9 protein-coding genes are annotated in these 10,849 nt (G+C 63.5%); 1 reads left to right on the top strand and 8 read right to left on the bottom strand.

Annotation, left to right across the window (positions count from 1 at the left end; all coding sequences use genetic code 11):
• Positions 1–34: 34 nt before the first annotated feature.
• A complete protein-coding gene (locus ACXHGZ_RS22745) occupies positions 35–847 on the bottom strand; it encodes a tetratricopeptide repeat protein (RefSeq protein ID WP_084856597.1) in 813 nt (270 codons plus the stop codon).
• 208 nt (positions 848–1,055) lie between these two features.
• On the opposite strand from ACXHGZ_RS22745, the gene ACXHGZ_RS22740 reads away from it, so the two are divergent.
• Complete coding sequence (locus ACXHGZ_RS22740; protein WP_480461693.1) at positions 1,056–1,613, top strand: WCX domain-containing protein; 558 nt, start codon at positions 1,056–1,058, stop codon at positions 1,611–1,613.
• A gap of 125 nt (positions 1,614–1,738) precedes the next feature.
• Here ACXHGZ_RS22740 and ACXHGZ_RS22735 read toward each other — a convergent pair whose 3' ends face one another.
• From ACXHGZ_RS22735 to ACXHGZ_RS22705, 7 genes are all read right to left on the bottom strand, one after another.
• Positions 1,739–2,602, bottom strand: coding sequence for an ABC transporter permease (locus ACXHGZ_RS22735; RefSeq protein ID WP_480461692.1), 864 nt, complete (start codon positions 2,600–2,602; stop codon positions 1,739–1,741).
• 14 nt (positions 2,603–2,616) lie between these two features.
• Positions 2,617–3,480: an ABC transporter ATP-binding protein gene (locus tag ACXHGZ_RS22730; protein ID WP_480461690.1), complete on the bottom strand. Its 864-nt coding sequence runs from the start codon at positions 3,478–3,480 to the stop codon at positions 2,617–2,619.
• A gap of 6 nt (positions 3,481–3,486) precedes the next feature.
• On the bottom strand, positions 3,487–4,506 hold the full coding sequence (locus tag ACXHGZ_RS22725; protein WP_324818044.1) for an ABC transporter substrate-binding protein: 1,020 nt from the start codon (positions 4,504–4,506) through the stop codon (positions 3,487–3,489).
• Between the two features lie 18 nt (positions 4,507–4,524).
• Positions 4,525–5,424, bottom strand: coding sequence for a TauD/TfdA dioxygenase family protein (locus tag ACXHGZ_RS22720; protein WP_480461688.1), 900 nt, complete (start codon positions 5,422–5,424; stop codon positions 4,525–4,527).
• 444 nt (positions 5,425–5,868) lie between these two features.
• Entirely contained in the window at positions 5,869–7,227 is a 1,359-nt protein-coding gene (locus ACXHGZ_RS22715) for an HlyD family type I secretion periplasmic adaptor subunit (protein WP_480464116.1), read from the bottom strand.
• A 7-nt stretch (positions 7,228–7,234) separates the two neighbouring features.
• Positions 7,235–9,391 (bottom strand): type I secretion system permease/ATPase, encoded by a 2,157-nt coding sequence (locus ACXHGZ_RS22710; RefSeq protein ID WP_480461687.1) that lies wholly within the window; start codon positions 9,389–9,391, stop codon positions 7,235–7,237.
• A gap of 45 nt (positions 9,392–9,436) precedes the next feature.
• Entirely contained in the window at positions 9,437–10,774 is a 1,338-nt protein-coding gene (locus tag ACXHGZ_RS22705; protein ID WP_224457574.1) for a TolC family outer membrane protein, read from the bottom strand.
• Between the last annotated feature and the right edge of the window lie 75 nt (positions 10,775–10,849).

Here is a 10,849-nt window from a genome sequence, read left to right as displayed (position 1 = left end):
CTGGATGAATTGTTGTTCATGTGAGCCGTCGGCTTCAGCCTTGGACCTGGTCTTCCAGCTTCATGGTCAGCGCCAGCGCACTGCCCATTTCGATCGCCTGGTCACGCCAGCTCAGGTAGCGGGCGCCGTCGCGGCGGCTGTAATGCACCGCCAATTCCTCGGCCGCCTGCATCACGCCTGCGGATGCCGCCAGCTCCAGCCAGTACAACGCGGCCTTGGTATCGACTTGTACATGGACGCCATGGAGCAACCGGTAGCCCACTTCGAAGCGGCAACGGGGTTCGCCCTGTTCGGCCCCACGCAGGAACCACTGGCAGGCTTCGGCCAGGTCGACCTGCCATTGCAGGGCTGGGTCGCACACCTCTTCTTCGTAGAGGTCACCCAATGCCGCTGCGGCGTGGCACATGCCCCGCTCGAAGGCGTGCCGATAGCATTCCGCGGCCTGGCTGTAGGACACCTTCACGCCTTTGCCGAAATAGTGCTGCTGGCCCAGGTTGAACCAGGCCATGGCGTCGCCTTGCATGGCCGCCATGCGCAGCAGGTGCCCGGCCAGCAGCGTATCGGCGCGCCAGTACTTGCCGTTGAGCCAGATCCAGCCCAGGTCATTGAGCGCCGCCACGCTGCCTTCCAGTGCCTGGCCTCGTAGGTCGCGATAAACCTGCTGCGGGTCGTTCGACTCGTCCAGACGGGCGACCAACCTGGCGCGCTCGCCCGGCAGTGTGGGCTGGCTGGGCAGGCCGATGCCGACGAAATGCCGATGACGCAGGGCATGGCGTGCCGGGGCTGGCGTGACCCGCTCGGGTAGAAGGCGCGCGAGCAGCGAATGGATGTTGCTGGCAGCAGACATGTTCATCCTCATTGAACGACCCACAGATCCGACCGCGACTGTGCGAGGCAGAGATTCTGCGCGACAGCACGTCAGAACCTGTCGCGGACGAATCGAAACCAGGCAACCAAACGTCGGTTCCTTGATCTGAGCAACGCAATGGCCAATTGCCACGCATCCATGACAGCCGCCATGCTATTGCGGCAACCCTAGACAAGGACGTTCCGTTTTGCCGTTCGCCACCACCCGCGCCACCCTCAGCCGACAATGGGCGCTGCTGCGCCAGCTGCCCAGCCGCCCCCCGGGTATCACCAGCGCCGAGCTGGTCTGGCGCCTACGCGATGTGGGCTTCAGCGTCAGCAAACGCACGATCGAACGCGACCTCAACGAGCTGTCATTGATCTTTCCGCTGGAACGCAACGACAAAAGCATCCCGTACGGCTGGCATTGGTCAGCCAGCGCCGTGGGTGAGCAGCGGGGTAATTTCGACCTGCACGGCTACCTGCGCAGCGAAGCGCTGCAGCCGGAGCAGGAGGCAGGCATCACGCTGCAGGCCTGGATCAGCGACGCGCTGGCCCGGCAGTTGCGCGAGGCGCCGCTGACCCGCGACATGCAGCTCACCGCACTGGAGCATGGGCACCGTCTGCGGGCCACGGTCAGCGATGGCGGGCCGCTGCGCTGGTGGCTGTTGAGCCAAGGGGGTGGGCTGATGGTGGAATTGCCGCTGGCACTGCGCGAGGAGATTGCGCAGACGCTGAACAGTGCGGCGGCGTTGTACAAGGAGTAGGCACCGGCGTGGGCCCTATCGCGGGACAAGTCCCACAGTGATTTCGCAAATCTTGAAAGCGGCGCGATCTAGGTAGGAGCTGGCGACAGCCTGCGATGGGCTGCAAAGCAGCCCCGGCTAAACCATCAACGCTGCATGCCCCAGCGGCGCACGGTCACCCGCTCCAGGCTATTGAACACCAGCCCTTCGACCAGCAAGCCGATGACGATCACCACGGCCAACCCGGCGAACACTTTGTCGGTGTACAGCTCGTTGCGGTTCTGGAAGATATACCAGCCCAACCCGCCCTTGCCGCTGCTGGCACCGAACACCAGCTCGGCCGCAATCAACGTGCGCCAGGCAAAGGCCCAGCCGATCTTGAGCCCCGAGAGAATCGACGGCAGCGCCGCCGGTACCAGGATATGCAGCACCAGGCGCAAACCGCGCAGCCCATAGTTGCGCCCGGCCATGCGCAGGGTCTGCGAAACCCCAAGGAACCCGGCATAGGTATTGAGCGCCAGCGCCCAGAGTACCGAGTGCACCAGGACGAAGATCAGGCTGTTGTCGCCCAGGCCAAACCACAACAGCGCCAGGGGTAGCAGCGCGATCGCCGGCAGCGGGTTGAACATCGACGTCAGGGTGCCGAGCAGGTCACGGCCGAACTGGGTCGACACCGCCAGGCTGGTCAGGCCGAACGCCAGGATGATGCCCAACACATAGCCCTTGAGCAGGACCACCAGCGAAACACCCACCTTGGCCGGCAACTCGCCGCTACGCAGGCCATCCCACAGCGCCGTAGCCGTTTGCAGGAAGCTGGGCAACAGCAGGTCGTTGCCCTGGAAGCGAGCGATACCTTCCCAGATCGCCGCCAAAACCAGCAGGATCACTGCCTTTCGCAACCAACCGTGTTGCCAGAGACGCTGGGCAGTGGGCAGCTGCCGTTCGAGGGTTACATCGGGCAGCGGCGCCAGCTGCACTTCGTATTCCTGGCGCGCAGGTAGGGTCGTCATGGCACAAGCTCCTGTCAGTAGGCGATGCGGATATCGTTGAAACCAAGCTCTGCCGCGGTCTGCGCTTCAGGCGCCTGGTCGAACAGCAGGCGATGGATGCGCCGGGCGCTGGCCTGGAAGTCGGCACCGCCCAGGCTGCCGAAGCTGTACTGGTGGCTGTGCACCTCCGCTCGTACTCTGCCCGGGTGGGGCGAAAGCAACAGGATGCGGTTGCCGACCACCAATGCTTCCTCGATGGAATGGGTGACGAACAGCAACGTGAAGCGCACCTCCTCCCACAGCTGCAGCAGTTCCTCCTGCATCTTGCGACGGGTCAGGGCGTCGAGCGCGGCGAAGGGCTCGTCCATCAGCAGGATCTTAGGCTGGGTGGCCAGGGCCCGGGCAATGGCCACCCGTGCCTTCATGCCACCGGACAACGTGTGGGGGTAGGCGTCTGCAAAATTGGCCAGGCCTACCTTGTCCAGGTAATGCAGTGCCCGCTCCTCGGCCTCGGCGCGCTTGAGCTGACCGCACACCAGTAGGGGGAACATGACGTTTTGCTTCACTGTCTTCCAGGGCGGCAACTGATCGAACTCCTGGAACACGACGATACGGTCGGGGCCAGGGCCCTTGACCGGCTGCCCTTGTAACAGGATCTGCCCTTCCCTGGGCTCGATGAACCCGGCCACGGCCTTGAGCAGCGTGGACTTGCCACAACCGGAGGGCCCCAGCAGGACGAAGCGGTCAGCGCGATCGATTTCGAAGCTGACCTGGTGGGTGGCCCGCACCACGCGCTGGGCAGTGCGGTATTCAAGGCTCAGGTCGTCCACCTGCAACAGCGGTGGCGTGGCGACACGGCTCAGGGTGCTGGCCGCGTGGCCTGGCAATGGGGCGGTCATCGGTGATCAGCTCCCTTGCAGCGGGCGTTCGTCCTGGAAGAAGTAGTCCTTCCACGACTCGGGCTTATGCTTGATGGCGCCGACCCGGTAAAGGAACTCGGCCAGCTTGTAGGTGTTCTTCGGCGTGACGGTGAACTCGTACTGCGGGTTGTCGATCAGCTTGATCAGCGTGTCGCGATCGATCTTGGCCTTGGTCACGCGGATATACGTATCGGCAGCGGCGGCCTTGTCCTTCTGGGCGAATTCTGCGGCTTCGGCCAGCGCATCGACGAAGGCCTTGTAGGTCTTGGGGTTGTCCTTGCGGAACTTCTCGGTGGCGAACAGCAGGGTCGGCGAGTTCGGGCCGAGCAGGTCGTAGCTGTTGAGCACCACGTGGACGTTCTTGTTGGCCAGCACCTGGTCTTGGAACGGCGGGTTGGAGAAGTGCCCGTTGAGCTCGGTGCCGCCGGCCAGCAGGGCTGCAGTGGCGTCCGGGTGCGGCACGGCCAGGGTGTACTTGTCCAGGCGGGCGTATTCCTTGTCGCCCCATTGCTGGGCCGCAGCGTATTGGAGGAAGCGCGACTGCACCGAGACGCCGACCGCCGGTACCGCGATGCGGTCGCTGGCGCCCAGGTCAGCGATAGTCTTCACGTTCGGGTTGCTGCTGACCAGGTAGTACGGAAAGTTGCCCAGCGAGGCGACAGCCTTGACGTTCTGCCGTCCCTTGGTGCGGTCCCATACGGTCAACAACGGGCCGACACCTGCACCGGCAATGTCCACCGAACCGGACAGCAGCGCGTCGTTGATCGCCGCGCCGCCGGAGAGCTGCGCCCAGTCGACCTGGATGTCGACGCCCTGCGCCTTGCCATGCTTCTCGATCAACTGCTGGTCGCGGACCACATTGAGCAGCAGGTAGACGATGCCGAACTGTTCGGCGATGCGGATCTTGCCTTCGGCCTGGGCCGCCGCCGGGGCGGCCAGGCTACCGACGACCAGGGTGACGCCCAGGCCGATGCTCGCCGCCAAGCGGCTGATGGATTTGCGCATGATGAATATCCTCGGTCGTCAGAAAGGGGCATCGCCCTGGATGGTGGTGCGGTACAGCTTGCGCCGCAGGTGCGCAGGGCAGCCGGCGGCCAGGTGGATCAACGAGCGGTTGTCCCAGAACACCAGGTCGTGAGGCTGCCAGCGGTGGCGGTAGATGTTCGCCTCGAGCACGCTCAGGGCGTAGAGCTGCTGCAGCACGTCGCGGCTTTCGTCGTCCGGCAGGCCGACGATGCGAGTGGTGAAGCCTTCGCTGACGAACAGCGCCTTGCGGCCGTTTTCCGGGTGGGTACGCACCACCGGGTGGATGACCTCCTTGACCTCGGCCAGTTGCGCGGCGGTCAGGGTGGGCCGCCAGTCACCCTCGAACTTGGTCTCGGCATAACGGGCGGTGTAGGAATGAGCGGCGCTACGGCCTTCGACCACCTTGCGCAAGGCTTCGGGCACTGCGTCCCAGGCCTTGTGCATGTCGGCAAAGAGCGTGTCACCACCTTCGCTGGGCAGCTCCTGGGCATGCAGCATGGAGCCGAGGCTGGGCAGCGCCTTATAGGAGAGGTCCGAATGCCAGAACTTGCCAGCGTCGCCCAGGCCGATGTTGCGACCGTTTTCGATGATGTTGGAAACGATCAGAATCTCGGGGTGCCCTTCGAGCAGGAACTGCTTGAGCACATGGATCTGCAGTTCGCCGAAGCGGCGGCTGAAGGCAATGTGCTGCTCGGGGGTGATGTGCTGGTCGCGAAACACCAGGACATGATGATCGAGGTGGGCGCGGTGGATCCGGGTGAAGTCCGCAGCATTGATCGGCCGGGCCAGGTCGATGCCTGTGACCTCGGCGCCGACGGCACCGGGGAATGGGCGGATATCGAAGGTTTGCGGCTGGGCGCTGTCGATGGACGACAAGGCGTTCGAGGCGGCTGGCATCTGTTCACTCCCACGCAATGCGCGACCAAAGGGCGCGCAACGATCAGAAACGCACGGGGATATTCCCGTGTGGGTTCGAGTCGTGCGGCGCGCCGATTGGTCGGCAGGTACGCAGTGGGGATGACTATAAAGTCATAAGAAAGATAATTTAAATACCTTTAACGCATAAACATATGCGAGGGCTACGCCCTGGTTTCAGTGATTTCACAAGTCTTGAGAGCGGCGCAATCTCGGTGGGAGCTGGCGACAGCCTGCGATGGGCTGCAAAGCAGCCCCAAGCCCTCAAACGGCGGAGCCAGACTCAAGGGGCCGCTTTGCGGCCCATCGCAGGCTCCGCCAGCTCCCACCAACACGCGGAGCCTGGGCCGTATTTGCACGGCTGGCTTGTTTAGCACCATAGAATCTCCCACAAGGCCCGCAACGCCTGTGGGCAGCCAAGGAAGGTCACCGTTCTCGCAAGGCTTCCGACTGGGCCTTGATGATCGGCTTGAGCAGGTAGCTCATGATGGTCTTCTTGCCGGTCATGATGTCCACCGTGGCGACCATCCCGGGGATGATCAGCAGCGGCTTTTCATCGGTGCCCAGGTGGCTGCGGTCGGTACGCAGCTTGATCAGGTAGTAGGTGGTCTTCTTGTCTTCGTCGGTGATGGTGTCGGCACCGATCTGTTCCAGCTTGGCCTTGAGCCCGCCGTAGATGGTGTAGTCGTACGCAGTGAACTTGACCGTGGCCTCCTGGCCCGGGTGCAGGAAGGCGATGTCCTTGGGCAGGATCTTCGCCTCGATGACCAGGCTGTCGTCGAGCGGCACGATCTCGACGATATCGCTGCCCGGCTGGATCACGCCACCGATGGTATTGACCAGCAATTGCTTGACGATGCCGCGCACCGGCGAGGTGACCAGGGTGCGGTTGACCCGGTCGTCCAACGCCTTGCTGGTGGCAGTGGCCTTGTTCAGCTCGGTACGCGCCTCGTTGAGCTGGGTGAGGGCCTCGCTGCGGAACTTGCCGCGGGTTTCCTCGACCTTGCTCTGCACCTCCCTGATCGCCGCCTCGGCGCGCGGGATGGCCAGGGCCGTGGCATCCAGCTGGCCACGGTTCTCTACCTCGGCCCTACGCAGGCGCAAGATTTCGACCTGGGAAATCGCACCCTGGGCTACCAGCGGCTCGGACATGGATATTTCCTGGCGCAGCAGGCGCAGGCTGTTGGCGTACTGGGCACGCTTGGAATTGAATTCGCGCAGTTCCTGTTCGCGCTGCACCAGCTGTTGCTGCAGGCCGCCGATTTCGTCCTGCAGTTGCTGGCGGCGGCTCAGGTACAACGATTCTTCATTGGCTGCCTGGCTCGGTGCGGCCTTGCGCAGCTCTTCGTCAATCTTCAAGGGGCGATCCTCCACCTCGGCGCTCAGCCGCTCGACGCGCAGGGCCATGGCCAGGCGGTCGGCCTCGGTTTCGCCGACATTGGAGGCGAAGCGGGTTTCGTCCAGGCGCAGCAGTGGCTGGCCGACCTCCACCACTTCCCCTTCCTTGGCGAAGATCTCGGCAACGATGCCGCCTTCCAGGTTCTGGATCTTCTGCACCTTGGACGACGGAATGGCCTTGCCTTCGCCACGGGTGACCTCGTCGATGTGGGCGAAGCTGGCCCAGACGATGAGGAACACGAAGAAGGCGATCACCCCCCAGATAGTCAGGCGCACGACACGCGGCGCATCTTCGATCAGGGCCTTGTTGACCTCGGGCAAGGGTTGCCCGCCGAGCGATTCCGAGCCTTTGAAATAGCGGCGCAGGTTGTCCTTGAAACGCCCCATATCCAGCTTATGCAACACTGATCTGCCCCTTCTTCAGCGCATCCATGACCGCGGCCTTCGGGCCATCGGCGACAATCTGCCCTCGGTCGATGACCACCAGGCGATCGACCAGCGACAACAGCGAGGCCCGGTGGGTGACCAGCAATACCGTCTTGCCTTCGATCACCGCCTGCAGCCGCTGCTTGAGGCGTTCTTCGCCGGTGTTGTCCATAGCGCTGGTGGGCTCGTCGAGCAACAGGATCTGCGGGTTGAGCAGCAGTGCACGACCCAAGGCGACGTTCTGCCGCTGGCCGCCGGAGAGGTTTTGGCCACGCTCGCCGACCTGCAGCTCATAGCCGTCCGGGTGCAGCCGGGCGAACTCGTGCACGCCGGCAAGCTCCGCTGCCTGCAGCACCAGCTCATCTTCGATGTAGCGAGCACCGCTGACCAGGTTGTCACGCAGGGTACCGGCCAGCAGCTGGATGTCCTGGGGCACGTAACCGATGTTGTGGCGCAACTCGCTGACATCCACTTGGCGGATGTCCACGCCATCGATCAGCAACGAGCCGTTGTCGGCCTGGTAGAGGCCGACGATCAGCTTGGCCAATGAGCTCTTGCCCGAGCCGCTGCGGCCAATGATGCCGACCTTTTCACCCGGCCGAATGTTCAGGTTGATACCCTTGAGCGCTTGGTTCTGCTGGTTCGGGTAGGTGAAGTCGACCCCTCGGAACTCGATGGCGCCTTGCAGGGTGCGACGGCTCATGGGCCGCTCCTCGAAATTGCGCTCCTGGGGCAGCTCCATCATCTGGTCGGTGGCGGTCATGGTCACCTTGGCCTGCTGGTAGCGCGCCAGCAGCCCGTTGAGCTGGCTGAGCGGGCCGAGGGCGCGACCGCTGAGCATGTAGCAGGCCACCAGCCCGCCCATGCTGAGCTGGCCGTCGATGATCAGGTAGACGCCGACGCAGATCATCGCTACGCCCGCCAGCTGCTGGACCAGCGAGGTGATGTTCATTGCCAGGCTCGACAGCATCTTGACCCGCAGCTCCAGGCGGCTGAGCGTGCCCAGGGTCTGCTCCCACATGTACTGGCGTTCGCTTTCGGCGTTGTTGACTTTCACCGCATCGAGTCCCGCCAGGGTCTCGATCAGGCTGGACTGGCGCTCGGCGGCCAGGGCCATGGTTCGTTCCATGGTGGCCATCAGCGGTTTCTGCAGGGCGTAGCCGATACCCAAGGCCAGCGGGAAGGCAATGATCGGGATCCACGCCAGGTGCCCGCCGATGATGGCGATGACGATCAGGATGAGGACGGTGAATGGCAGGTCGATCAGGCTGGTGAGGGTCAGCGAGGCAAGGAAGTCCCGCAGCCCCTGGAATTCATGGATGTTCTGGGCAAAGCTGCCGACCCTGGCGGGGCGGTACTTCATGGCCATGCCGACGATGCGCTCGAACAGGGTCGCCGAAATGATCAGGTCGGTCTTCTTGCCGGCAAGGTCCAGGCAGAGGCTGCGCAAGCCCTTTAGGATCAGGTCGAAGATATAGGCGCCCGTAATACCGATCGCCAGCACCCACAGGGTCGAGGTGGCCTGGTTGGGCACCACCCGGTCGTAGACGTTCATCACGAACAGCGGCGCGGCCAGGGCGATGAGGTTGATCACCAGGCTCGCGGCGATGGCATCGATGTACAGCCAGCGGCTGCGCATCAGGGTATCGCGGAACCAGGAACGTGCACGCGGGATCAGGTTGCCGTGGTTGACGTCGAACTTGTGCTGCGGCTGGGCGAAGAACACCAAGCCACTATAGTCGTCCAGCAGCGCCTCGCGGCTGACATGCACCTCGCCACCGTCGCTCTCGCTGAGCAGCAGACGTGCGGTGTCCTGGTTCTCCCAGCCGAGCAGGACGGCGCTACGTCCCTCCTTGAGCAGCAGCATGGTCGGCATCGCGATACTGGGGATATGCTCGAGCTTGCGCTGCAGCAAGCGCCCCTGCAGGCCGGCCCGGGCAGCCGCGCGTGGCAGCAGCTCGGGGCTCAGGCGCTGGGCAGGCAGCGGCAGGCCGGTGGTCAGCATGGCCCGGCTGGCGGGCTTCTGGTGCAGGACACACAGGGTCAGCAGACTGTCCAGCAAGGGGTCGTCATGCTGACTGCGTGGATCGTGGCTGAGTTGGACTCGACGGACTTCGGATTCCACGCGGCGCTCTCTTCATCCTTGGTTTAGATGGGGCGGGTGCGCCTTTCAGTTCATGCCTGGAAGGTTCACCTTGGGTTTCAGGTCGTTCTGCACAACGGTGGCCATGGGGGCTACGACACCCTGGCTCTTGAGCAGCTGGCCAATGGTCGCCTTGATTCGATACTGAGTAAACAATTGTAGGTTCTTTACTTCTACGAGACGACGCTGGGCGGTGAAGGTTTCATTCTCACTGTCGAGCAAGTCGAGCAACGTGCGCTCGCCGAGGCTGAACTGCTGCTGATAGGCACTGCGTACACGGTTGCTATGGTCGACATATTGCTGGGCGATCGGCAGCTGGGCATTGGCGTTGTCCAGAGCATTCCAGGCCAGGCCCAATTCTTCATTGAGCTGGCGCAAGGCATTGTTGCGAATGTCCAGCGCCTGATTGGCCAGGTACGACTTGGACTGCAGGTCGGCCTTGTTGCTGCCGCCGGCATACAGATTGAAGTTCATGCGCAGCATCGCCTGCCACTCGTTGTTGTGGCCGCGGGCACCGTCCAGGTTGTTATCGGCCGTGCGGCCAAGTTCTGCATCGAAGCGAGGGTAGAACGTGGACTTGGCCGCCTCGTACTGTTTCTCCGCAGCCGCGATATCCGATTCGGCCGAACGCAGCACCGGGCTGCTCTCGATCATCTGCAAGCGTGCCTCTTCCAGGTTGGCCGGCAGAAGGTCGATGAACGGCGCGGGCTTGCTGAGTTCATCCGGCATCTGGCCCACCACGCTCAGGTAGTTGGTGTTGGCATCGGCCAGGTTGGTCTGCTCGGTGATCAGGTTGTTACGCGCTTGGGCCAGACGCGCCTCGGCCTGGTCGAGGTCGGCCATGCGGCCAACACCGCGGCTGGTACGCAGCTGAATCTGGTCGAGGATGCGTTCGTGGTTGCGCAGGTTGTCCTCGGCCAGGCGCACCATCTCGCGACGCGCCAATACATCCAGGTACACCTGGGCGACCGTCAACGCGGTGCGCTCGGAAGTCCCCATCAGCGAGTAGGCACGGGCGTTGACGGTGGCTTGTTGACGCCCGACCTCGCTGGAGGTGGCGAAACCGTCAAAAACCATTTGCCGAAGACGCACGGCGGACTCGCCACGGTTCAACGTTTCCCATCGATTGCCGGTGCTCGGGCTGTCAGTCCCCTCCCGACCATAGCCGGCCGTCAGGTCGACCCGCGGCAAATAGCCGCCCTGCGCGGCGCGCAGTTGATAGTCCGCAGCCACCCGGGCGTTAACTCCGGCCTGGATTTCCGGATGCACCTCGAGCGCCTTCTGCATGGCTTCAGGCAGGGTTTGTGCTTGGGCGAAAGTGGCGGCGAAAGCCAGAGGAATAGCGGTGAACAGTGACGCACGCATTTTTACTGATTCCCGAGGGAGCTGTTGTCCCAAATCACAGCCGTAGCTGTTCCAACCTTGGAAAATGGCGGCCTG

Source organism: Pseudomonas shiyinii, assembly GCF_056725765.1.
The sequence above is the reverse complement of the archived record's forward strand: the minus strand, read 5'-3'. Positions and strand labels throughout refer to the sequence as shown.

Excerpts from the sequence above, each read along its gene's own strand:
- ACXHGZ_RS22735 (WP_480461692.1), bottom strand. The coding sequence starts at position 2,602 with ATGACGACCCTACCTGCGCGCCAGGAATACGAAGTGCAGCTGGCGCCG.
- ACXHGZ_RS22720 (WP_480461688.1), bottom strand. The coding sequence starts at position 5,424 with ATGCCAGCCGCCTCGAACGCCTTGTCGTCCATCGACAGCGCCCAGCCG.
- ACXHGZ_RS22730 (WP_480461690.1), bottom strand. The coding sequence starts at position 3,480 with ATGACCGCCCCATTGCCAGGCCACGCGGCCAGCACCCTGAGCCGTGTC.
- ACXHGZ_RS22705 (WP_224457574.1), bottom strand. The coding sequence starts at position 10,774 with ATGCGTGCGTCACTGTTCACCGCTATTCCTCTGGCTTTCGCCGCCACT.
- ACXHGZ_RS22715 (WP_480464116.1), bottom strand. The coding sequence starts at position 7,227 with ATGGGGCGTTTCAAGGACAACCTGCGCCGCTATTTCAAAGGCTCGGAA.
- ACXHGZ_RS22745 (WP_084856597.1), bottom strand. The coding sequence starts at position 847 with ATGTCTGCTGCCAGCAACATCCATTCGCTGCTCGCGCGCCTTCTACCC.
- ACXHGZ_RS22725 (WP_324818044.1), bottom strand. The coding sequence starts at position 4,506 with ATGCGCAAATCCATCAGCCGCTTGGCGGCGAGCATCGGCCTGGGCGTC.